Origin of the sequence: Exiguobacterium sp. R-39 (assembly GCF_049942815.1) — a bacterium.
Lineage (GTDB): Bacteria > Bacillota > Bacilli > Exiguobacteriales > Exiguobacteriaceae > Exiguobacterium_A.
The window spans coordinates 2,899,040-2,922,642 of the sequence record NZ_CP187965.1; the positions used below are offsets into that span (position 1 = coordinate 2,899,040).

Annotated in this window: 23 protein-coding genes and 1 pseudogene; 14 read left to right on the top strand and 10 right to left on the bottom strand. The window is 46.8% G+C overall.

Translation table 11 applies throughout. The features are described from left to right. Positions 1-97 precede the first annotated feature (97 nt). From ACP26N_RS15140 to ACP26N_RS15165, 6 genes are all read left to right on the top strand, one after another. Positions 98-424, top strand: a complete 327-nt coding sequence (locus ACP26N_RS15140; RefSeq protein WP_114596635.1) for a DUF485 domain-containing protein — start codon at positions 98-100, stop codon at positions 422-424. Then, positions 421-1,977, top strand: coding sequence for a solute symporter family protein (locus tag ACP26N_RS15145; RefSeq protein ID WP_188004880.1), 1,557 nt, complete (start codon positions 421-423; stop codon positions 1,975-1,977). Before ACP26N_RS15140 ends, ACP26N_RS15145 begins: the two co-directional genes overlap by 4 nt. 107 nt (positions 1,978-2,084) lie before the next feature. Beyond that, positions 2,085-2,939: a sulfite exporter TauE/SafE family protein gene (locus ACP26N_RS15150; RefSeq protein WP_188004881.1), complete on the top strand. Its 855-nt coding sequence runs from the start codon at positions 2,085-2,087 to the stop codon at positions 2,937-2,939. Positions 2,940-3,146: 207 nt separating this feature from the next. After that, positions 3,147-4,364: a PucR family transcriptional regulator gene (locus ACP26N_RS15155; RefSeq protein ID WP_131973493.1), complete on the top strand. Its 1,218-nt coding sequence runs from the start codon at positions 3,147-3,149 to the stop codon at positions 4,362-4,364. A gap of 120 nt (positions 4,365-4,484) precedes the next feature. Further along, positions 4,485-5,609: an alanine dehydrogenase gene (gene ald, locus ACP26N_RS15160; RefSeq protein WP_131973494.1), complete on the top strand. Its 1,125-nt coding sequence runs from the start codon at positions 4,485-4,487 to the stop codon at positions 5,607-5,609. Between the two features lie 108 nt (positions 5,610-5,717). Continuing rightward, entirely contained in the window at positions 5,718-6,581 is an 864-nt protein-coding gene (locus ACP26N_RS15165) for a tetratricopeptide repeat protein (protein ID WP_188004882.1), read from the top strand. Between the two features lies 1 nt (position 6,582). Here the strand turns inward: ACP26N_RS15165 and ACP26N_RS15170 are convergent, their stop codons facing one another. Beyond that, the gene (locus ACP26N_RS15170; RefSeq protein WP_426354290.1) at positions 6,583-7,230 is read right to left on the bottom strand and encodes a diacylglycerol/polyprenol kinase family protein; all 648 of its coding nucleotides are present in this window, start codon (positions 7,228-7,230) and stop codon (positions 6,583-6,585) included. Positions 7,231-7,346: 116 nt separating this feature from the next. Here ACP26N_RS15170 and ACP26N_RS15175 point away from each other — a divergent pair, with 116 nt between their 5' ends. After that, positions 7,347-7,967 (top strand): DUF1836 domain-containing protein, encoded by a 621-nt coding sequence (locus tag ACP26N_RS15175; RefSeq protein WP_131973497.1) that lies wholly within the window; start codon positions 7,347-7,349, stop codon positions 7,965-7,967. 49 nt (positions 7,968-8,016) lie between these two features. On the opposite strand, the gene ACP26N_RS15180 is transcribed toward ACP26N_RS15175, so the two are convergent. After that, the gene (locus tag ACP26N_RS15180) at positions 8,017-8,493 is read right to left on the bottom strand and encodes a hypothetical protein (RefSeq protein ID WP_026827182.1); all 477 of its coding nucleotides are present in this window, start codon (positions 8,491-8,493) and stop codon (positions 8,017-8,019) included. A gap of 172 nt (positions 8,494-8,665) precedes the next feature. Beyond that, entirely contained in the window at positions 8,666-9,190 is a 525-nt protein-coding gene (locus ACP26N_RS15185; RefSeq protein WP_131503490.1) for a restriction endonuclease, read from the bottom strand. A gap of 203 nt (positions 9,191-9,393) precedes the next feature. On the opposite strand from ACP26N_RS15185, the gene ACP26N_RS15190 reads away from it, so the two are divergent. The 3 genes from ACP26N_RS15190 to ACP26N_RS15200 are packed head-to-tail and all read left to right on the top strand — an operon-like array spanning position 9,394 to position 13,360. Continuing rightward, complete coding sequence (locus tag ACP26N_RS15190; protein WP_426354292.1) at positions 9,394-11,538, top strand: ATP-binding protein; 2,145 nt, start codon at positions 9,394-9,396, stop codon at positions 11,536-11,538. Next, positions 11,535-12,620: an SDR family oxidoreductase gene (locus ACP26N_RS15195; RefSeq protein WP_131973498.1), complete on the top strand. Its 1,086-nt coding sequence runs from the start codon at positions 11,535-11,537 to the stop codon at positions 12,618-12,620. Before ACP26N_RS15190 ends, ACP26N_RS15195 begins: the two co-directional genes overlap by 4 nt. Continuing rightward, the gene (locus ACP26N_RS15200; protein ID WP_426354293.1) at positions 12,617-13,360 is read left to right on the top strand and encodes a sugar nucleotide-binding protein; all 744 of its coding nucleotides are present in this window, start codon (positions 12,617-12,619) and stop codon (positions 13,358-13,360) included. Before ACP26N_RS15195 ends, ACP26N_RS15200 begins: the two co-directional genes overlap by 4 nt. Positions 13,361-13,425: 65 nt before the next feature. Here ACP26N_RS15200 and ACP26N_RS15205 read toward each other — a convergent pair whose 3' ends face one another. Further along, positions 13,426-14,817: a TrkH family potassium uptake protein gene (locus ACP26N_RS15205; protein ID WP_188004883.1), complete on the bottom strand. Its 1,392-nt coding sequence runs from the start codon at positions 14,815-14,817 to the stop codon at positions 13,426-13,428. A gap of 165 nt (positions 14,818-14,982) precedes the next feature. Between ACP26N_RS15205 and ACP26N_RS15210 the strand changes: the two are divergent. From ACP26N_RS15210 to ACP26N_RS15225, 4 genes and pseudogenes are all read left to right on the top strand, one after another. Continuing rightward, positions 14,983-15,552 (top strand): annotated as a pseudogene (locus ACP26N_RS15210) (RNA-guided endonuclease TnpB family protein); the annotation flags it as partial. Positions 15,553-15,725: 173 nt separating this feature from the next. After that, positions 15,726-15,965, top strand: a complete 240-nt coding sequence (locus tag ACP26N_RS15215; RefSeq protein WP_012371741.1) for a hypothetical protein — start codon at positions 15,726-15,728, stop codon at positions 15,963-15,965. A gap of 97 nt (positions 15,966-16,062) precedes the next feature. After that, positions 16,063-16,848 (top strand): flagellar motor stator protein MotA, encoded by a 786-nt coding sequence (motA, locus tag ACP26N_RS15220; RefSeq protein ID WP_131973501.1) that lies wholly within the window; start codon positions 16,063-16,065, stop codon positions 16,846-16,848. After that, complete coding sequence (locus tag ACP26N_RS15225; RefSeq protein ID WP_131503496.1) at positions 16,823-17,596, top strand: flagellar motor protein MotB; 774 nt, start codon at positions 16,823-16,825, stop codon at positions 17,594-17,596. Before motA ends, ACP26N_RS15225 begins: the two co-directional genes overlap by 26 nt. A 90-nt stretch (positions 17,597-17,686) precedes the next feature. Here the strand turns inward: ACP26N_RS15225 and ACP26N_RS15230 are convergent, their stop codons facing one another. The 6 genes from ACP26N_RS15230 to ACP26N_RS15255 all read right to left on the bottom strand — a co-directional run bounded on the left by ACP26N_RS15230 (position 17,687) and on the right by ACP26N_RS15255 (position 23,483). Beyond that, positions 17,687-18,220 carry a DUF420 domain-containing protein gene (locus ACP26N_RS15230; RefSeq protein ID WP_114596650.1) on the bottom strand — a complete coding sequence of 178 codons (534 nt, stop codon included), beginning with the start codon at positions 18,218-18,220 and terminating at the stop codon, positions 17,687-17,689. Positions 18,221-18,223: 3 nt separating this feature from the next. Continuing rightward, entirely contained in the window at positions 18,224-19,651 is a 1,428-nt protein-coding gene (locus tag ACP26N_RS15235; protein WP_131503498.1) for a dihydrolipoyl dehydrogenase family protein, read from the bottom strand. Beyond that, positions 19,648-20,025, bottom strand: a complete 378-nt coding sequence (locus ACP26N_RS15240; protein ID WP_131503499.1) for a DUF1499 domain-containing protein — start codon at positions 20,023-20,025, stop codon at positions 19,648-19,650. The genes ACP26N_RS15235 and ACP26N_RS15240 overlap by 4 nt, the downstream gene beginning before the upstream one ends. A 97-nt stretch (positions 20,026-20,122) precedes the next feature. Next, the gene (locus ACP26N_RS15245) at positions 20,123-21,508 is read right to left on the bottom strand and encodes a sensor histidine kinase (protein ID WP_131503500.1); all 1,386 of its coding nucleotides are present in this window, start codon (positions 21,506-21,508) and stop codon (positions 20,123-20,125) included. Beyond that, positions 21,505-22,197, bottom strand: coding sequence for a response regulator transcription factor (locus tag ACP26N_RS15250; RefSeq protein ID WP_131503501.1), 693 nt, complete (start codon positions 22,195-22,197; stop codon positions 21,505-21,507). Before ACP26N_RS15250 ends, ACP26N_RS15245 begins: the two co-directional genes overlap by 4 nt. 23 nt (positions 22,198-22,220) lie before the next feature. Then, positions 22,221-23,483, bottom strand: a complete 1,263-nt coding sequence (locus ACP26N_RS15255; protein ID WP_255508399.1) for a hypothetical protein — start codon at positions 23,481-23,483, stop codon at positions 22,221-22,223. Positions 23,484-23,603: the final 120 nt, after the last annotated feature.

Here is a 23,603-nt window from a genome sequence, read left to right on the forward strand (position 1 = left end):
ATATAATATCTCGAATTCCCCCTTCTAAATTAGGATAGATTTTCCAAAGGAACTGTCTCTATAATGAATTTAAATTCATTTTCAAAGGAGGCGTCTCATGCACCAGGTATCTGAAACAGCGAAGACGGAAACGACACGCTCTGCCCAGACAATCGTCGAAAGTGCATCGTTTAAACAATTGATGCGCGAAAAAAATGCATTCATCTTACCGGCCATTGTATTTTGTCTCATTTTTTATTTTACGCTTCCCATCATGACCAGCTATTTTACCTTCTTGAATCGGCCATTACTTGGTGATATCACAGGGGCTTGGTTATTTGCTTTCCTGCAGTTCATCATGACGTGGACGTTTTGTACGCTTTATAACAAAAAAGCACGTTCGTTTGATCGATTGGTCGAACAGATCAAGGAGGAATCACGATGAACTATACCGCTGTCGCCCTATTCGCTGCGATTGTCGGGTTAACACTCGTCATTACATATTTCGCTGCCCGTAAAACAAAGACGGCGAATGATTTTTATACTGCGGACGGTGGCTTGACCGGTGCTCAAAACGGTATCGCCATTGCCGGTGACTATATGTCTGCGGCTTCCTTCCTCGGAATTGCCGGAATGATCGCCCTGGCCGGATTCGACGGATTTTTTTATTCGATCGGTTTTCTCGTTGCCTATCTTGTTGTTCTCTATCTCGTTGCCGAACCGTTGCGCAACTTAGGAAAATACACGATGGCTGATATGATTGCTGCCCGTTTTAATGCCTCGAAAGTTCGGGGTGTCGCAGCGATGAACTCGATTGTTATTTCCATTTTCTACATGATTGCGCAATTGGTCGGAGCCGGTGCTTTGATTGAGTTGTTACTCGGAATTCCATATACGACAAGTGTCATCATCGTCGGTATTCTGATGACTGTGTACGTTGTGTTTGGCGGGATGACGGCCACCTCATGGGTGCAAATCATCAAAGCGATTTTGTTGATGGCCGGTACAGCCGTCATTTCCTTCATGGTATTTGCTAAATTCGACTTCTCGATCATGAAGATGTTCTCGGAAGTGAAACAAGCCACACCGCTCGGTGACTCCTTCTTGAATCCCGGTAATAAGTTTAAGTTACCGCTCGATACGATTTCCTTAAACTTGGCACTTGTTCTCGGAACAGCCGGCTTGCCGCATATCTTAATCCGCTTCTTTACAGTTAAAGATGCACCGACTGCCCGGAAATCCGTTGTTTATGCGACCTGGATCATCGGTGCGTTTTATATCTTAACGATTTTCCTCGGCTTTGGAGCCGCTGCCTTCGTTGGAGCAGATGACATCATCGCTGCGAATGCAGCCGGAAACATGGCCGCCCCTCTCCTTGCGCAGGCGCTTGGTGGAGACTTACTGTTCGCCTTCGTTGCGGCTGTTGCTTTTGCGACCATCCTTGCCGTAGTTGCCGGACTGGTTTTATCGGCTGCTTCCGCCTTTGCCCATGATTTTTACAGTCATATTCTGCGTAAAGGACAAGCAACGGAAAAAGAACAAATGACGGCTGCGCGCCTCGCTTCCATTGCCGTCGCACTCGTTTCGATGGTACTGGCGTTATTTGCACAATCAATGAACGTCGCTTTCCTTGTTTCACTGGCCTTTGCAGTGGCAGCCAGTGCCAATTTGCCCGTCATTTTGCTGACGATTTTCTGGCGCCGTTTCAATACTGGCGGAGCTGTCACAGGTATGGTCGTCGGTCTTTTCTCTTCACTGCTTCTCGTCGCGCTCAGTCCTAATATCTGGGCAGTTGACGGTTCAGCCTTATTCGTCGGGGAAGCATTATTCCCACTGTCGAATCCGGGAATTGTTTCGATTCCACTTGGTTTTCTAGGTGCGATTATCGGAACACTTGTTACGAAATCGGACGAAGTGGCCGGTAACTTCGAACGTATTCTTGTCAAAGCCAATACCGGTATTGATGCAGCAACTGAAGTTGCTGCATCAAAAGAATAATCCCCTTAACGGCTCCTTCAACCCCCTTGAAGGAGCCGTTCCCTTTTACATTTTACGAACGGATTGCCATACTAACCGTATGATGTAATGTGAAAGGAATGTCTTACATGGAATTTTATTATTTTTTACCACTCGGCTTTTTCATTGGTATCATCTCTGGTTTCTTTGGAATCGGCGGCGGCATCATCTTAACACCGCTTTTACTGATTCTCGGCTTCTCCCCAAGCGTCGCTATCGCGACGAGTTTAATGTTGACGCTCGGTTCAACCGTATCCGGTACCCTATCACACCTCCGCCTGAAAAATGTGGTCTGGCGTGACAGCCTGGTCGTCGGTTTAGTCGGTATCATCGGTTCTACCATCGCGACTCCGATCGTTCTCCGATTAGAGGCAGTGAACGGTGCCCATCTCGTCATCTCGGTTGTGTATATCGGTTTATTATTATACTTTGCCAATAAGTTTTTACGTCCAAAGTCCTCGTCAGGTGCACAAACCGGTTGGAAAAACCGGTATCTGGCACTTGGTTTCATTGGGCTGTTCGCAGGATTCATCTCGTCCTTGCTTGGTGTCAGCGGTGGTTTCATCATTACACCACTACTCGTCGGTATCGCCGGATATGAATTGAAACGGGCAGTCGGAACGAGTATTGCTTCGGCCCTACTGATCGTCTTGTCCGGCCTCGTCAACTATACGGTCGCAAGTACAGATGTCGATCTCCTCGTCGGGGTCATGCTAATCATCGGAGCATTACTTGGTGCTCCAATCGGCGCGAAACAGTTGGCTCATTTCGACAGTCCTTTCGTCAAAAAATATCTCGGTATTTTTTATCTGACAGTTGCAACAAGCGTCCTTCTTGAAGTCCTTCATTTCAATACGGCTTCACTGATTGTCTTGATTGCCCTCAGTCTTGTTTTCTTACTGACACTCGTCGTCTACAGTCGTAAACGCTCTGTCCGACGCTGATTCTCCCTATAATTTCGCCTCCCGACCGTTCCCCGGCAGATCCGGATAACGGTCGGGAGGTCTTTTTTGTGCCTGGTTTTCATATTCATCCGTTCTTTATATTTTGTTAAAACTTACAACTTATCGGAAAACTCTTTGTTCTTATGCACAACCAAAGATATACTTACTTCAACAGTATTTTATATAGAGAAAGAAGGTCTGATTTTTATGTTGGAAGCGACGTATCATTCCCTTGAGGACTTAGCGGAAGCGATTGGTGTCGCACTGAGTGCTCCAATTACCATCGAGGATCGTAATCACCGATTGCTTGCTTATAGTACACACACTGCCGATACGGACCCGGCCCGGATTGCAACGATTATCGGGCGACGCGTCCCTGAATCGGTCATTGATCAACTGTGGAAAGACGAAGTCATTCAGAATCTTGCGGCACAAAATGAACCGTTGATCATTTCAGCCCGTACAGGTGTCGGTTTGAATGACCGTGTCGCGATTGCGATCAAGCAAGATACAGAAATTTTAGGGTACATTTGGTCAATCGCCCGCAGCATCCCCTTTTCAGAAACCGAGTTATCCGACTTAAAAAAAGGAGCTTTGCTGGCTCAACGGCAGTTACTCGCCATCGATATGCAAAAGAAACGCCAAGAAGAAAAATCCGAACAATTCTTTTTTGAATTACTTCACGAAGACATGTCCGAGTCGGAAATTTTAAAGACCTTCTCTAAACTACACATTGCTCCACCCGGAATCAGTCGCCTGATGGTGATCCGGTTTTCAGAAGCCATCACACCGCGACTTGCTGATCGGTTACGTTATTTGCTGACTATCCAACAAACCGTCCGACCGCTTTTGTACGCGTACGATGAAACCGATTTTATTTTGTGGATCAGCACAAATGATAAAGATGCCCACCACGAACGATTACAATTTGATGCCTTCATTCAATCTTTCCGACAAATGCTTGCCGAACGATTTAATTACACGAAATTCATCTCTGCCAGCAGTGAAGTATTTACCGGCGTTCAGTCGATTCCGGAACGTTACGAAGAAACGGGGATCGTTCTCCGGTTAAAAGATGCATTTCCGTTTGAGTTAAATACCGTCACACGATATGAGCGTCTTGGTTTATTCCAGCTGTTACCGATTTTTTCCGAACGTCTGCGCAGAAGGACCGTTCGTTTAGAAGAGATTGAGCGATTACGCGCCTATGACGGGAAACATGCCGCTTCGTTATGTGAGACGTTGGAGTGGTTCCTTCATTATGACGGAAACGTCAAACAGGTCGCTTCCCACCTGCATGTCCACCCGAATACGATTTTGTATCGGATGCGAAGAATCGAGGAAGAAGCCGGTATCCGGATGGAGTCGCTTCCGGAACGTGCCCTTCTTTACCTGTATTTAAAAGCAGACCGTTATCCTTTGTGATTTTTCACAAAGGATTGCTTGTATTTTTGAAATCGCCGATAAAGTAGAACGCTTTCATTTCTCGTATACTGAAGGAGAAGTGACACACTGTTTGTTTATTCGCGAAAGGGGATCGCATTTATGATCATCGGAGTATTAAAGGAAATTAAAAACAATGAAAATCGTGTCGCGTTAACGCCTGCTGGGGTAGCGGCTTTAACGGGTCAAGGACATACGGTCATCGTCGAAACAACTGCTGGTATGGGGAGCGGCTTTACAAACGAAGAATACACGCAAGCAGGGGCACAAATCATCGAGACAGCGGCTGAAGTTTGGGCTACTGCCGAGCTGGCATTGAAAGTTAAGGAACCGGTTGCTTCGGAATATCAATACTTCCGTCCGGAACTCACATTGTTCACATACCTTCATCTGGCTGCAGAACCTGAGTTGACACGTGCACTCGTCGATTCAAAAATTACAGCAATCGCATACGAAACGGTCGAAAAAAACCGGACGTTACCACTCTTAACACCGATGAGCGAAGTGGCCGGTCGGATGGCGTCACAAATCGGTGCTCAGTTTCTTGAAAAACCGCACGGTGGTATGGGCATCCTGCTTGCAGGTGTTCCTGGTGTCCGTCGCGGTAAAGTAACGGTCATCGGCGGTGGAGTCGTTGGAACAAACGCAGCAAAACTTGCCGTTGGTCTCGGTGCAGATGTCACCATCATCGATGTCAGTCCGGAACGTCTCCGTCAACTCGATGACATTTTCGGTAATTCAATCAACACGCTGATTTCAAATCCGTATACGATTGCAGAAGCTGTCGCTGAAAGCGATCTTGTTGTCGGTGCCGTCTTGATTCCTGGAGCAAAGGCGCCGAAACTCGTCACAGCTGAAATGGTCGAACGCATGAAACCGGGTTCTGTCATCGTTGACGTTGCGATTGACCAAGGCGGAATCTTCGAAACAGTTGACCGGATTTCGACACACGATGATCCGACGTATGAAAAGTTCGGTGTTGTTCACTACGCTGTCGCTAACATGCCGGGTGCGGTTCCACGCACATCAACACTCGCTTTGACGAATGCAACGCTTCCTTATGTATTGGAACTCGCAAACAAAGGAACACACCGTGCACTCGCCGAAAACGTCTCGCTTGAAAAAGGTCTGAATGTCGCGCAAGGATTTGTCACGTACGAAGCTGTCGCCCGCGATCTCGGATATACGTACAAATCGGTTGAAGACGTTCTTCACTTACACGCTTAAGTCCATTCTATATGACCGGAAACAGTCCGTTGCTCCGTGCAACGGACTGTTTCTTGTCTTCCATTTCCCTTATGATGAACACATAACACGATATAAGGTGGTTTTAACATGGTACATACGCTACACGCACAATCAAACGAGATCACGATTCCATTTGCGGAAGTCGATTTGTTACATCATTTAACAGTTGAATTCGAACCAACGCTGTTTCAGCAAAAAATTGAGCGACTTCGGCAGCTAGCACCGAACCATCCCCTCCCAGGAATTGCAGAAGCCTATGCGTTGTTTCATGAGCAAAATTTTTCAGCTGCCCGTCGGCAACTGGAGCAGACACGTGCTAAAACCGGCGATCATGTCCGGGCTCACTTGCTGCTCGGCTTGATGAGTGAAGTCGAACAATTTCAACACGAAGCGGAACAGCATTTTTTGGCCGCTTTGTCGCTTTTTCCGGATGAACCGAGTGTCCACCGGCATTTGGCCGTCCATTATTATGACCGGGAATTTTATGGTGAGGCCGCTTCCCATGCTCTTCAGTACTTAAAAAAGATTGGTCCTGGCGGAGAAGGTACCTTGATGACCATCGATATGATGCAAGCCATGCCGGGTCATGACGACTATGTGCTCGAATCCTTGTATGCGATGCTGCTCGAGATTCCGGATCACCGTCACGATATGATGTTCCATGCAATCGCTGCCAACAATGCGGAAATGCGTTATGACCTGTTCTGTAAGACACTGGACGGCGAACCGGATGAAGACACCGTCTTCCAGCTCGATTCCATGCTTTCCTTGATGATTGAACACAGCATGTGGGCAGCCGTTTATGATCAATCAGAGGAACGGATGTATCAGACTGTTTTCAAGACCATCTGCCGCGATTTGACGTATCGCCATGCTGGAATCCGGTCCATTCCGCTCTACCTGTCGATCCGGAGCCGTTATTTCGTCCGTCGTCTGTTGCACCGTCCGTAATTTACAAGGCAAAGGCGACAAGAGCTCCAATCGTCAGCGGAATCAACAGGTTATCGGTATCCCGGTAAGACACTGCCTCAATCAAAGCTGCGATATTCGCCAGTAAAAAGCCGTAACTGACAGCGAGCCAGGTCGGTACTTCATAACATAAGAACGTCACCGTCAAGACGAGGAACGAAGCTAAAAACATCGCAATGCTTCCTTCAAACGAGCGACGGATTTTTCCACGGGTGTAAAATGTTTTCCCGAACCGTTTTCCGACGAGTGCAGCTGCTCCGTCTCCCCAGGCAAGGACCATGCTTCCTGCAATAAGTGCCATCGGCTCCTGTTCAAAGAAAAACAGAACTAATAAGGCTAAGGAGATTGGATAATACACCGTTCCATATGAAATCCGTTCTACCTGATTCATCTGTCCGGTCCCTCGTTTTAAGGTGACCAGATTAACCAGTGTAAAGAACAGCAATGGTGTAATTGCTACATACCAATGCTCCATCCAGGCAAGCGCGAGAAACACCCAGTGCCCGACCGCGATATGAATCCACTTTCGAATCGTCTCGGGTTGCGCCTGTCGTTTCTTTCCCAACCATTCGAGAAGGGCTAAGACGATTCCAACGACGACGATTGTTCCGATTGCCGCAATCCACTCCATACGAATCCCCCTTTTTCTGATAGTTTCATTGTACTTTGTTCGATTGGCGTTTGCTCTTTCGAACCTCCATTTGTTAACATAAGGTCAAATGACGTTCTAGAGAGGAAGTATTCTGCATGTATGATGCTCAAGCTGTACAAACGTTATCCAGTTGCCTGCTTCGTTTGAAAGAAGGCAAAGGAATCGGAACACTCGCATCTGAAGAGGAAGCCGATCTGCCAAAAGTAATGACCCGCCTCAAACAGTTCGACCCTTCCAAAAATGGCTTATCCATTAATGAAATCGTCCACCTTGCCAATGCATTGATCGGGGAGCATATGTCGGCAACGACGATTCAAAATTGGACGAAACGTGAAGTCCGTGACATCATCGGTGTTCCGCACCGTGGTAAAAAGTATTCCATTAACCAGGCTGCCATCATTTACTTACTTGATGATTTAAAGCATCTGTTTTCGCTGGAAGAAACACGTGAATTATTGACGATTGTCTTCAAAAATCCAAACATCGATGAAGATGACTTGATCAGTCCGCTCGATTTCTATCTTGTGTATACCCAGCATGCGGAAACAAGCGGTCCAATCGAATTGACGGAAAAACGCTTGAGACGGTCCTTAGAGCGCATCAATGCTTATCGCCCTGAAACGGTCCATGTCCTCCAGCTCTGCCTCTACGCACGCCGTATATCGCACCTGACGCATGAAGCAAAGCAACGTCTTCAACATGTCTTACAAACTTAACAAAAAAAGATGTCCCACCATCAAAGCGATGGCCGGACATCTTTTTTGTTTAAACTGCTGTAAGTGATTTATAGTTGACGTTATTCGTCAGGCTTTTTAGAACCGAGAGTAACTCGTACATCGAAAGTTTATCCGCATCTTTGACAAGACGGTATTCATCGCCGTCTTGCAGCAATTCTGCGACGACTTCTCCCGCTGAACTCCGTACTGAGAATTTTCCTTTTGTCAGGTCGAAGGAAATTGTGTACGTACCACGTTCGTAAACATTGTACTCACATTTCTTCGAGAAGAGTGAAAATTTCTCACGCATTTGACCTACTTCTTGACCATCATGGTTCATCACGACCCATTTCTTGCATGTCGGGATGAACTTACCAAACGCTACCCCTCTACCTTCACCATTCATTACTTGGACACGACCGGTTTCGTCGTGTTGAACTGCACCAATCATTTGGTGCGATTCATCATAAATCGCGGCATGACCTTGCGAAAAAACGCAACCCTGCACATAGACAACTTTGCGCAACAGAAATTCTCCTCTCACTGCTAAAAAGTGCTGGTATTTCGTCCCCAGTATATTTAGACATTCCGTATAATTTTGATTTTCTTTATCTGACTGATATTTCGTTAACGAAAATGATTATTGCACCGTTTGAACAAATTGACAACCCCCTTTTGTCGACAATCATTCGACAACATTAGCGAAAGCCAATTTCATGAGCAAATTCCAGTAATTCGTTCCGATCAATCAACCGAACCCGATTCGGTTCTGCCAGACGATAAGCGGCTTCCGTGTAGGTCGAGTTCGTCACGACCCATCCTTCATCCATGCCGTAAAACGGGACGGCAGCTGCCACTTGTTGAACGGCTTCGAGTCCTACGACTGAACCATACCGTTTCGCTTGAATCGCAATCCTATACCCTTGTGCGTCTTCAATCAATAAATCTGCTCCGAAATCACGTGAGGCCGGTGTCAACTCGACACGATACCCGGCTCTTTCAAAAAGCTCGACCAACCATTCCTCAAACTCTCGTCCTTCCATCCGGTCCAGTCGATTTGCTAATGATGGAGTCAGGAAGGAAAGGATCAAAAAGAGTGTACACCCTACTATACTGACAATCAAGATTAAAGGTTCCCAAGAACTCGAAAAAAAATAAGCAGCGGCTCCTCCGCTCACTGCGAATAAGAAGGCAATCATTCTTCGTTTTGTTTGTTTTTGCATCGTGCTGTTTCCACCCTTCTGATTCTATGTGATACCCTCTTTAATCATGATTGTTCTCTGAATTCATCATACTAAATTCAAGCTTCTCTTGCGCAGGTGATAGGAACGACGTCATCAGACGGAGAATATATAGAGAATACGTCACCCTGCTGACTTTTTTACACACATCCGTTTATCGTTCATTCCTTTTAAGGAGGTAGCTCATGGCAGAACATTCATCTCCTTCTTTCAGCAGAGTCATTCATGCAACGTTGCGCGCTCTCGAAGAGCCTGTTGTACTAGTGGATCGATTCGGTATCATCGACTTTGCGAATCCTGCATTTCATCAACAGTTCCGGCTGTCATCAGCTGATACATCGCTTTCTTCATTCTTTTTATTAGAAGACACACTTTTTCCGATTTCAACTCGGGTTCAGATCGTTTCTCTTCCTTACACGTTGACGATTTCCCCAGTCGAACAAACGGATTTCTTTTTAGTGACAATCCAGTCTCTTGATCTCCATCAATTATTGGATTCCACCATCGATGCCGCTGTTCTCGTGACGGATCCAAATTTCCGTATCACAGCCATTAACGAAACAGCCGGGACGATGTTCGGTGTCGATCCGGCCGCACTGCCTCAGGAGATGACACCAATCTCGATCCACGATCCGGAAGAATTCCAGCTCCGGAAACAACATCTGGAACAGTTGAATCTAAAAAACCTGTCCGATGAAGATATCCTTCTATTGCACGGACGGGGTACAGAAAACGACTGGACGTATCATCGAACAGACGGTTCCCGGTTTTATGGCCGCTTATACATGACAAGTCTCAAAAATGGCGGTTTCTTCTTATTCATTACAGACATCAGTTCTCAAAAACAAGTCGAGCTGCATCTCGCAAAAAGTGAACGGCGATTCCGTCTGATTGCCGAATCGGTTCTTGAAGCCGTCATCTTTCATAATGATGGCGTCATTCTCGATGCTAACCGGGCAGCGGAAATCATTTTCCGGACCCGACTCGAACTGATAAAAGGACAACAGATTCTTGATTTTGTCCAACCTGAGTTTCAGGAATCCGTCATTCGCCGAATCACGAATCATTATGAAGAACCTTATGAAGTCATCGGACGGCGGGCAGACGGCACTTCTGTCGAAATTGAAGTGTTTCCCCGCGAAATCACATATGAAAAAAAACGGATGCGCGTCGCTGTCGTGCGCGACATCACCGAACAAAAGAAAATCGAAAAGATGTTGGAGCGTGAAAAAAATGCCATCATGCGTCAACGTGATATTACGCAATCGATTCTTCAAGCTTCCAATGAAGGCTTTTTACTGACCGGGGAAGATGGCAGTTTCACCTACATGAACGTTAAAGCACGTAAACTGCTGGATGTTCCTGGTATCGCACCAAGTAAAATCCAGGAGCGGATCAGTATGATTCCGAATCTCGATTTAGCAACACGTTACGCCATGTTGCAGCAAGTCGAGGAATTACTGGCAGGGAAACATTCCGAAATCTCCTTCCGCTTCACGCTGCAGCAACCCGATGAATCCAGTCATCACTACTTTGAATTTTATGCGACCTCGATCAAAAAAGAACGCAGTCGTTTTTCTCGTCACGGCTTTTTATTCGTATTCCGTGACCGGACGGAAGAACAAAAAATGAATCACGTCAAAGATGAATTGATTAGCACCGTCTCCCATGAATTGCGGACGCCGCTCTCATCCATCCTTGGTTTCATGGAACTGTTGCGTTACCGGCAACCTACACCTGAAAAAACGACCCGGTATGTTGAAATCGTTCATGAGGAAGCAAAACGGCTAACCAATCTTCTTAATGATTTTTTAGATATCCAGCGAATGGAAGGTGGCAAACAAGACTATGTCTTCAAACCATTTTCGTTACGCCAATTGTTAGCAGAAACGATTGAAACCTGTGGTGAAACAGCAGAGACACATACGATTCATGCCACGATGGATGATGATCCGATTGTCATTTTTGCTGATGAAGACAAAGTTAAACAGGTCATCATCAATCTGTTATCCAATGCAATCAAATATTCACCTGCCGCTGATCATATTGATGTTCGCTTGGAAAAAGCAGCAGATCAAGCCATCTTGAGCGTGACCGATTACGGGCTTGGTATTCCATCCACCGCTTTTGATAAACTGTTTACAAAATTTTATCGTGTTGACAATTCCGCTGTCCGAAAAATCGGTGGAACCGGTTTAGGGCTCGCCATCTGTAAGGAAATCATAGAATCCCATGGAGGCGCTATCTCCGTCGAATCAGAATTAAATCAAGGATCAACGTTCACGATTGTATTAGAAATTGATCCACGAAAGGATTTTGAAAAAAAATGAACCGAACCTATCTGATGACAGGATTTCCGGGCTTTTTGGCAACGAAGCTGATCGAACGTTTGGCTCTTGTTCCTGAGCAAATTGACTGCTTTTATCTGTTGCATCTTAAACATGAACACGCGAGTGCCGTTTCGCAAAAAGAACAGCTTTTGCGGACGACTCCGCTCAAGGAAGAACAGTTAATTTTGATTGAAGGCGACATTACAAAAGAAGGGCTGGGTTTGCCTGGGTCAATCCGGCAGGAGGTGGCCGGTCGCGTCACCCATCTCTTCCACCTCGCTGCTCTGTATGACTTAGCGACTTCTTACGATGCTGCTTTTCGGATTAACGTCACGGGCACTTCTCATGTGACACGTCTTGCCCATACCTTCGTTCACTTGGAGCGTTATGTTTACTTCAGTACCGCATACGTTTCCGGTCTTCGAACCGGAACGATTTCTGAAAATGAGTTATTGCATCAGGCAGACTTTAAAAATGCCTATGAAGAAACGAAATACATGGCAGAAGTACGGTTCCGCGAAGAAGTTGGAGCGTTACCCTATACGATCATCCGGCCCGGAATCGTGGTCGGACATTCCAAGACTGGTGAAACACCTAAGTGGGATGGTGTCTATTTCGTTCTAAATGCGCTACGGTTTTTGAGCCCTTTTGCCCCGTTGCCTTATGCCGGACGAGCGAACGCACTCATCAACCTCGTTCCGTATGATTATGTCGTCAATGCGACGACATATCTCAGTCATGCACCGGCCGGCATCCGGACGACCTATCACTTGACCGATCCGTTCCCGCATGGTGCCCGCGCCATTTACGAGATGTTACATGTCGTCTATTACGGGTCCTATCCACGCGGGGTCGTCCCGTTTCGTCTCGTCACATCACTGCTGACACCACGCGTCGCTAAACGCTTACAGATGCAGCGACAGACGCTTGATTACTTCGTGCATCCGGCCCGGTATGATATGAGTAACACATTGCGTGATTTGGACGGGACCGGTATCATCTGCCCAGATTTAGCGGAACTGATTCCCCGCCTTGTCGCCTATTACAAAACAAAACATCCACAGACGGGAGAACTAATATGAATGTTTTAATAACGGGCATGAACGGAACGGTCGCTCCTGTCCTCGCGGACGTCTTCCGATCCCATCACTACGAGATCACCGCATGGGATCGGTCTGTCGTCTCAACGACTGATCCTGCCGTCATGGAAGCGTTCATCGATCGTGTCCAACCCGATTTGTTGCTCCATATCGGGATGGGTTCATCCGAATTTGCCGAAACGCTTGCGCGTCTGTCGTTTGAACGAAACATTCCGTTTCTTTTTACAAGTACGGCTTCCGTCTATTCCGACAATCAAAAAGGACCTCATGATCCTGCGGTCGTGCCGGCAGCAACGGATGAATACGGTGTATACAAACGAACGTGCGAACGTCTGATCCAAGCGGTCAATCCCGATGCGTACATCGTCCGGATCGGTTGGCAGATCGGGCAAGCAGCCGGCTCCAATAAAATGATTGATTATTTGGAACGCCACGCTATTGCAGGTCCGATTCCCGCCAGCACAGAGTGGTATCCTTCCTGTGCTTTTTTAGAGGATACGGCACAGACGCTTTACACGATTATCACGACGTATACACCCGGTCTTTATCTGGCAAACGGGAATTCAAGTCATTCTTTTTTTGACATCGTGACAGCTTTGAACATCCTGCATGGGTCGAAGTGGCAGATTACCGAAGATAACCGTATGACGCGCGATGATCGGATGACCGATTCACGGGTTGTTATCCGACCGATTTCAAAGCGTCTCTCCTTTTTCCAATAAAAAAAGTGTCGTCCACCCTATCAAACATGGGCCAGACGACACTTTTTCAGGTTGTTCCCGGAACATCAACCAATCAACATATTTTCTTTCGGATAACGAATCAAACGATCGTGTTGAGCGGCAAACGTAAACAGAATCGTTAACGATCCGACCCGGCCGAGCAACATCATAAACATAATCAAGGCTTTCCCGAAGTCGTTTAATTCCGCTGTGACATTCAATGACAGCCCGACTGTCCCGAATGCGGACACCGTCTCGAAGAACAAGCCGACAAAAGAAATGTTCGGTTGTGACAAAGCAAGCAACGTCGTGATCAAAGCAATGAACAGGAGACTAAACACGGCAATCGCATAAGCTTTTTGAATCGCCTGCGGCCGAACCGTCCGTCGCATCAAGACGGTCTCACGTTGTCCGCGCAGATAAGTCCAGACGTTTTTCAAGATGACAGCTGCCGTCGTGACCTTGATTCCGGATCCCGTCGAAGCAGAACCTGCCCCGATATACATCAAGACCATCATCAATCCGATCGATAACGGAACCATCGTCGTTAAATCAATCGTCTGAAAGCCTGCAGTCCGCGTCGTGACGACTTGGAAGAAGACAATGTGTAACGCTTCAAAAAAGGATTTGTCATGAAGCGATCCGAGGTTCGACACCCATTCATAAATCATCATCGCAAGGACCCCAAGTCCATTGATGACAACAAGCGACAACACCATCAGTTTCGAATGTAAGGAAATCTTCTTAAAACTCCGTTTCGCAGAGATATCCGCAATGACGGTAAAACCGAGTCCGCCAATCATCAATAACGCGGCAATCGTCAGGATGAAAGTCGTATCCTGTTGAAACCCGACCAGGTTATCGCCCCATAATGCAAAGCCTGCATTGTTGAAGGCCGATACGGCATGGAACAGTCCATAATACAGTGATTTGCCGAACGTATACTTATATTGGATGAATAAGTCGAGGGCAATCAACAGCATCCCGATCAATTCAACGACGACGGTCGTCAAGATGATGTTCCGGGTAAGACGGATTGTTCCGCCTGGACTGTCGAGATTAAACATCTCTTGAATGATGATCCGTTGTCGGATACCGATCTTTCGTCCTGTCACGCTTAACAAGACAAGCGCAATCGTCATGAACCCGAGTCCCCCGACCTGAATCAGCAACATCATGATGATTTGTCCTAACAGATTGAAGGACTCGGCAATATTGATCGTCGAAAGACCTGTCACTGTTCCGGCCGAAGTCGCAACGAACAAACAGTCGATGAACGATACATCCTGACCTGCCTGTTGGGACATAGGTAACCACAGTAAAAAACCACCCAGTAAGATGGTCAAGGTAAAACCGGTCGCAATGAATCGGGCCGGTTTATCGAATAACTGATGATAAATCAGTTCTCCGAACCGTCCGAACTTCGCAAGACGTGAACGTCTTTTATGTGAAAACATATTCATACTCCTCCTAAGATGAAATGACCCAATTGCATCTATCATACTCCCTCAAAAACATTTGTTCTATATAAATTAGGCGAAAGTACTCCCACTTCTAAACGAAGTGAGAGTGGGAAGTGAATCGCCCCCCTCCCTTTCGTGTATAAACCGGAGGTGAAAATCATGTTGAAGCATAAGGCCTACAAATTTAGAATATCCCCGACAAAAGAGCAGGAAATCCTGATCGCGAAGACCATTGGTTGTTCGCGCTTCATCTTCAATTACTTCTTATCGAAGTGGGATGAGACGTATAAAGTGACGGGCAAAGGACTGTCTTACGGTTCTTGTTCGAAAAAAATCCCGATGCTGAAGCAAGAGTTCGACTGGCTGAAAGAAGTCGATAGTCATTCGCTTCAATCGAGTGTCAAACACCTGACCGATGCGTATGACCGCTTCTTCAAGAAGCAGAACGAACGGCCTCGATTCAAATCGAAGCGCTATCCCGTCCAATCCTACAAGGCCAATATCGAGAAGAAGAACCAGCTTTCCGAGGTCTCGATCGTCGGCAGCAAGCTCAAACTTCCTAAGCTGAAGTGGGTGCGTTTCGCCAACTCAAGGCAGGTCGCAGGACGCATCTTGAACGCCACGATCCGGCGTAACGCTTCAGGCAAGTACTTCGTCTCCCTGCTTGTCGAGCAGGAAATCCACGAACTGCCGAAGACCGGTTCATCCGTCGGCGTAGACGACGGGGTTAGCCTGATCAGGTTTCGACCGCTAGGTCGGATAACTCAGGAATCCTCCATCTCTTAGTGAAGCGTAGGTGGAGGTAGTTCAATTAAATCTGCAATCTACTAAACGTTTTCGTTTTTTTTTGGTAAAATAGATAAAAGTCGACGTTTAATCATAAAAGGAGGTTGAGGGAAACAGTGGACCCTAGGACGGCTGACCATTCGATTGAAGATGTCTCGCGAAGGCTTGAACGCCAATCGCAATGGATGCCCGCACAGCTATATTATCAATTCGAGGAGTTACTATCGCTACATGTGGATCAATCAATTCTAAACGAATTGTATATTGCATTAAAAAAATACGATGTATTAACCGATATAGAACGTGACGAACGAAACGAAAGCATTCAGTTGCTTATCGATGAAAACGGCGCGTGATTCTCGGTTTTTGGATTTCCGAGCAGAAGACGCCTCTTCTGCTCTTTTTGTTTTTCGTTCACGATCAGACAACATGGGGAAAGGTGGCACAAATGAAATGGATATCGTGTCGATTATTGGTATTATACTAGGGCTCATCACCTTAGTCGGAGGAATGATTCTCAAAGGGGCTCCACCCGTTGCATTACTGAACCCGGCAGCACTAGTCATCATTTTTGTCGGTACAGCGGCAGCAATCATGATTTCATTTCCAAAGGAACGTCTTAAAATCATCCCTGCTTTGTTTAAAGTCATCTTCTTTGAACAGCAATTGATGACAAAACAAACGTTGCTCCAACAATTTTTAACCCTTTCGACACAGGCTCGAAAGGAAGGTTTATTGTCACTTGAAACGGCAATCGAAGAAGTCGATAATGCGTTCATGCGCCGCGGCGTCATGATGGTCATTGACGGTCAACCGTCAGAATATGTTGAAGACGTCATGACGCGTGACCTTGAAAACATGACTGAACGTCACCATGCGAATGCCAACATCTTCACACAAGCCGGTACATATGCACCGACCCTTGGTGTTCTCGGGGCCGTCGTCGGTCTCGTTGCGGCCTTGTCTGATCTCTCAGACATCGAAAAATTAGGTCACGCGATTTCCGGTGCCTTTATCGCGACGTTGTTCGGGATCTTTACAGGATACGTCTTGTGGTTCCCGTTTGCGACCAAGTTAAAGCAAAAGTCAGCTACTGAAATCCAACTCTATGAAATGATGATTGAAGGAATCTTATCGATTCAGAACGGAGAATCTCCTAAAAACCTGGAGGATAAGTTACTTGTCTATCTGACACCGAAGGAGCGTGCGACGTATGAAACGGAAAAAGAAGCCGCATGATGAACACATCTCTGAAGGCTGGCTGATTCCTTACGCCGATCTCCTGACATTATTACTCGCTTTATTCATCGTACTGTTCGCTTCGAGTAACGTCGATGCCGTCAAACTGAAAGCCATGTCCCAATCGTTCAGTTCCGTCTTCAATGGTGGATCCGGCATGATTACGAACAGTTCCTTATCGACCTCACAAGAAGAAGAGGATTCGAAAAAAACGGATGCCCGAACAAAAGCACAAAGCTACGAAGTCGCTGAGCTCGAAAAGATCAAAGAAGAAGCCAATGATTACATTAAACAACAGAAGCTTGAGAAAGATATCAAAGTCGAGGTCACGAATGAAGGACTTGTCTTCACGATCCGTGACCGGGCCCTCTTTTCTCCTGCCCAAGCAGATGTAAAAGGTGATGCAATTCAAATCGCTCAAGGTATGAGTACCCTGCTTGTCAAAGCAGGACAACGTCAAATCCAGGTTTCGGGTCATACTGATAACATTCCGATCAATACCGTTCAGTATCCGTCGAACTGGGAACTCAGTGCAGAACGGGCCATCAGTTTCATGCGTGCTCTTCAGCGGAATCCGAAACTTGCACCTAAACGATTTACGGTCAGCGGCTACGGAGAGTATCAACCGATTGCTTCGAATGATACGGAAAACGGTCGCAGTCAAAACCGGCGTGTCGAAGTCCTGATCCGTCCACTGATTGATATCAAAGCACAAAACGTCTTGGATGAAACGAAGGTAAAACCGTAACATCCTTTGCTGTATGACGATTCGGCAATCAAAACAGGTCCACTCCGAGAACAATCGGAATGGACCTGTTTTTTTGATGCACGATTTTGTTTAATAGTACGGACGAATCATCACGTAAACGATAACGCCCGTCAGACTGACATATAACCAAAGTGGCATTGTAAAACGCGTCCACTTCTTGTGTTTCTCGAAATTTTGATTCAACGCATGGGCGAGCGACATCAAGACGAGCGGTACGATGACCGCCGCTAAAATGATGTGCGAAATGAGAATAAAGAAATAGACGGGACGAACGAATCCTTCTCCGCCGAATTTCGTCGATTCACTGACCGCATGATACGTCACGTACGAAATCAAGAATAATGTCGTCGTCGTCATGGCACCACCGATGAAACGGCGGTGATTGATCCGGTTTCCCCGGCGAATCGAGATCCAGGCACCGAGTAACAACATAAAGGTAAAGCTGTTAAAGATGGCATTTAAAAAAGGAAGCAGCGTCCAGTCAAACCCGTCACCGACTTGTAAAGGCGGCGCAAAAAACAACAGAGCGACCAACAGATTGATGACGAGCGTCAAAAGAATGACGACCGGAACGAAATTACGTTTTTTAGCAGATTGTTGCATGTATTATTCTCCTTGTTTCCAATCAAAGTATCGTTTTAACCATTTTGGCAATGGACCGTCAAAGAGACGTTCACGCCAGTATAAATCAGCCGCACGTTGGACCGCCGCCCCACGAATCGGGTACGGATGAACGACACGGGATAACTGACCGACCTTATCTTTGCGCGCCATCGCATAAACGACTTCCTGCATCCATTCGCCGGCCTGCTCGCCGATTGCATGGGCACCAATCAGTTTTCCGCGTTTATCAGCAATCAGTTTGACGCGACCTTCCGTCCGGCCGTTGATGACAAACCGATCGACTTCATCAAGTCCGGTTTCATAGACTTTGATGTCACTGTGTTTTTGACGTGCTTCTTCTTCTGTCAGTCCCAGGTGGAACAGTTCAGGTGTCGTAAACGTCACCCATGGAACGGCACGGTAATCTGGTTTTGTCCGTAAGCCGAACAAGGCGTTCGTGACGACCGTTTTTCCTTCGAGACCGGCCACATGTGTGAACGGCAACGATTGAATCGTATCACCGACAGCAAAGATATGACGTTGGTTCGTCCGAAGGGAAGCATCGACTTGAACATAACCTTTTTCCACATGAACACCTGCGCGATCAAGGCGTAACGCATCAATCCGCGGCTTCCGGCCAACAGCCACGAGTACGGCATCCGTTTCAATGACACGGGATTCTTCGCCTGTTTTGACTGTGACTTCGATTCCGTTCGCAGCTTTCCGGACACTTGTGACGGTCGTATCCAAATGGAGTGTCAATTCCTGTTCGATTTGTCGTTGTAGTACCGTGACCATGCTGCGGTCTTCTTTTGGCATCAAGGATTTAGCGCCCTCAATCACAGTCACTTCCGTTCCGAGATGCGCATAGGCTTGCGATAATTCGAGACCAATCGCTCCGCCGCCGATGACAAGCAATCGTTCAGGGCGTTCCGTTTGTTCAAAAATCGTCTCATTCGTTAAGTACGGAATCGTATCAAGCCCCTCAATCGGCGGAATGATCGGCTGTGATCCCGTCGAAATCGCGAATTTTTCTCCGACAACCAGTTGTCCCGCTACTTCGACTTCATTGGCACTCAAGAAACTGGCTTCGCCGATATAGACATCGACACCCAAATCCTCGAACCGTTTCGTTCCGTCATGCGACTGAATGATATTCCGGGCACGGTCGACGCTTGCTTTTGTTTTGCTGTACACTGCGTCTCCGTTCAGGGTCACATTGTACTTGGCTGCCGTCTGCTTCATGACATGAACGTCATGCGCTGCTTCAATCAACGCTTTTGACGGGACACAACCGTAATGCAAACAATCTCCACCTAAATGTGTATGACGCTCAATCAATGCGACATGGGCACCAAGACTGGCTGCTCCTGCCGCAATTGTCATTCCGGCTGCTCCACCACCAATTACGACCAACTGATAACTTTTCATCGGGAAGCCTCCTTATACCGTGCCGAAATGTCTTCCATTCGTTTTCGGTTGACGCCCCAGTCGGAATAACCGACACGGGAAGCTGAGCGGAAATGAACTTTTTGGGAAGCTTCGTCGAAATAAAATTCAACATCATCTTTAAAACGAAGGACTTTACTCGAGAAGACAGCATGAATGTACGTTGGATCTTCTTTGACTACTGTCACCCGGTCAAGACTTTGAAGAACCCGCATGATTTGAAATTTTGATTCTGCTAGATTTCCGTTGAACGGTAAAGGTGTCATCTTCAACGCTTCTTTATCCGTCTGTGTCGATACCGCGTTCGGTTTCCCTGTAAGCGGACTTAATCTGCCGTTCGATACGCCAAGTGCCATGACTGATTCCTCCATTCGTTTCGTCTTGCTGTGAAGCATGATTCTCATTTTACTTTACCAGTTCAGTTTCGAAAGCGCTTCTCATTTGACTTTGCCGTTATGCTTTTGTGACCGGCAGGAGGATCGTCGCAATGGCTCCGCCTTCCGGTTGATTATCGATGAACAGTTTTCCTTCATGCGCTTCAACCAGTTCCCGGCAAATCGCCAGTCCTAATCCTGTTCCCCCTTTTCCTTTTTGAACTTGATAAAATTTCTCCGTGACGTGACGAAGATGATTTTTCGGAATTCCGGGACCTTCATCGCTGAAGGATAAAAAGAGGACACGTTCGGAACGGACAAGGCGAATCGTAATTTCGCCGTCAACCGGTGAAAAACGGATGGCGTTGTCGAGTAAATTCAAAAAAACTTGTTTCAATCGGTTTTCGTCGTACAACCCGATTACCTGTGCCGGTAACTTACGGATAATCCGAATATTTTTTTCCTCCAGTTTTTGCCGGAGCTGCGCCGTCACCGTTTCGATGACTTCCGTCAAATTCACTTCTTGCCGGTATAAGACTAAACGACTCGTTTCGAGTTTTGAAAAATCAAGCAACTGTTCAACAAGAGAAATCAACCGTTCGGTTTCAGAATGGATGATGCCCATCCCGAGCGATGCTTCTTCCGGCAATCGTTCCGGCTCTGCCAGCAACGTTTCACTCCATCCTTTGATGGAAGTGAGCGGTGTTCGTAACTCGTGCGAAATCCCGGAAATAAACTCGTCTTTTAATGTTTCCTGTTGTTTGATCTGTTGTCCCATATAGTTGATTGTTCGGGCAAGCTCACCCAGTTCGAACGTGTACTCTTCATTGACCTTAACATCATAATGCTGTTTGGCGATTTGATCGGATGCACCGATGACTTCCTGAATCGGTCGAACGATCGACGAGACGAGACGGGAGGAATAAATGTAGGCCAGTCCCCAGATCACGACACCCAACAAGAGAATCGCCAGACAAATTTCAATGACCCGTTGATCGATTTTAGCGAGCGACGTCGTATAACGCAGTGCTCCTGTCGTCTGTCCGAACGATACGATCGGTTCTGTCACCTCAAGCAGATGTTCATTTGTTGCCGGATCATCGTAACGTTTCGTGATCGTTCCCCCGCTCAGCAGACGTGTCACTTCCTGTTTCGTCATATTCCGCTTTGAGACGAAACCCGTGGATGAATAACGGGGGACCCCCTTCGCATCCAGCACTTCGATTTCCGCATCCGTGTAGGCATACGAATCAAGTACATCATGAATCGTCGCTTCTGAATCTTGAAAATCATATGCCAGACCACTGTTCGCAAATAAGACAGCACTTGCGTTCGCATGCCGTTTCAAGACATCTGTCGCCGTCACATAATAATAGTTATACGTCACGAAAGATAGGATTCCGATGACGAGCAGCACTGTCACCGTAATAATCGTCATGAACCGCATCAAAATCTGTCGTTTCATTTTTCGTTACGCCATTTATAGCCGTGTCCCCATAACGTCTCGATGAACTGGGGTTCTGCTGGATTTTCTTCGATTTTCTGACGTAAACGGCGAATGTTGACGTCGACCGTCTTCCGGTCTCCGAAGTAGTTTTCGCCCCACACTGCATCGAGCAACTCGTCCCGCGACATGACCTGATCTTCATTTTTAATGAAATGGCATAATAAATCGTATTCTGTCGGTGTGACTTCGACATCAATCCCTGCTTTTTGCACCCGTTTTGCTCCGAGATCAATGCGAAAAGGACCTGAGACGAGTTCACGCGGTTGTTTCCGGCGACGGAGCGTTTCGACCCGACGGAGCAGGGACTGGATGCGCGCCAACAGTTCAGCCGGGCTGAACGGCTTCGCGATATAATCGTCCGCACCGACACTGAGTCCCATGACTTTATCTTCTTCACGCGTCCGTGCCGTCAGCATGATGATGCCGACGACCTCATCTTTCGAGCGCGCTTGTTCACATACCGCGAATCCGTCGACTTCCGGCATCATGATGTCGAGCAGCAGGATATCGAACGTTTGCTGTTCAAAGTAGTTCAATGCTTCCCGTCCGTTCTCCGCTTCAATCACTTCATATCCTGCACGTTTTAAATTAATGACGATGAAACTGCGGATCGCATGCTCATCCTCGGCCACTAATATTTTAGTCATCTTATTTTCCTCCTGCTTTTACTTTATTCCACGAGCGCTACGTTGGCAGCGTACTCTTCATAGGATTGATTGGTAGAGATGACATACACGTAATCAATGCCTTCTTTAATTTTCTTCTTGCGATGACTGGCGATGTATTGAGTCTTTGGAATGATCTCCAGTTCAAAATCAATCGTTCCGGTCTCTCGGTTGATGAACCGGACTCGATTGTCCTTTTTCTCAATCGTTTCACGTGTCGCCCAGTTTGCGGGAAAACGCATGACGAAATTGTATTCGAGATCAATATACTGCTCTTCCCGAAGCTCAAAGCCGCTTTCAAGAAACGGTTCCACGTCGGAGCCGTTCCATGCGTAATAGGCCGTGATTCTCGGTTTTTCTTCGGCCACACGTCCGATGCTTCCGTCAGGCGTGTATTGATGCGCAAATTCGATGACACCGTCCTGGTCGACATCTTTCGGGAACGTATACATCGGCTCGACGATTTCTGATGTCTCTCCCCAGCGGACCGAGGTCAGCCGGTCTTGTTCAAGTTGAAAGACGCGTAGATGCATTTTTGCCTCACGGGTAAAGGAAACGAATATCCCCTTTTTCTTCGCCGGATTCACGGTATCAATTTCAAACAGATCATGATCCGCAAATAAATCACCTTCTTTGACTGGCAATGTGACATTTTGCCGGTTGGTCGGGTTCAAGGCTTCCTCATAATACACAAGTTCCGTCGTCCGTCCTTTTTTAAGCAATACCATATCCTGACGTCGGTCCTGATTCAAATCGGCAATCGTCAATCGATCATATGTATCGATTTTAGTAGTGTTAATCGACGGCTTCATCAAATCTTTCAGGAGATAGACCGTGTTCTCTTCAAGACTCGTCACACCAATCATCAGTTGATTCACTTTTTTGGATTTATCGAGGATGACATGCAGTTGATCAATCGATCGTCCTGTCGCAATCGGCTGGCTCACACGTAAAACCCACTTGTTCTTCAGGCGTTCATGTACCAACACTTTGATTTGAAATGTCCCTAGTTGTTCGATCCGGTAAAAGGTGATGGCTTCATCACGTCCATCCCGGTTCAAATCAATCAATTCATACAGCCTTGAAATGGATTGATTCCGAGGGGCCACGATTTCCGCTTCTGTCGGCAAATCGGTCTCAATTTTTGTTTTTAATGATTTTTCCCATTCCGGTAACGCCGGGTGTTCAAGTAAGGAAGCCGGATGAGGCAATGTAAGACCGCATCCCGCCAAATATAGGGTCGATAAGAAAATTACAAAATATTTCATCATACTTAAATCCTTTCCATACATGCTCTTCTCAAACTTTATCACACTCTTTCAAGTGAGAGTATATTGTGGAAGAAGTGTCAACTTGTTAAGATGTAACAGATATTCGAAAGGGGTTTA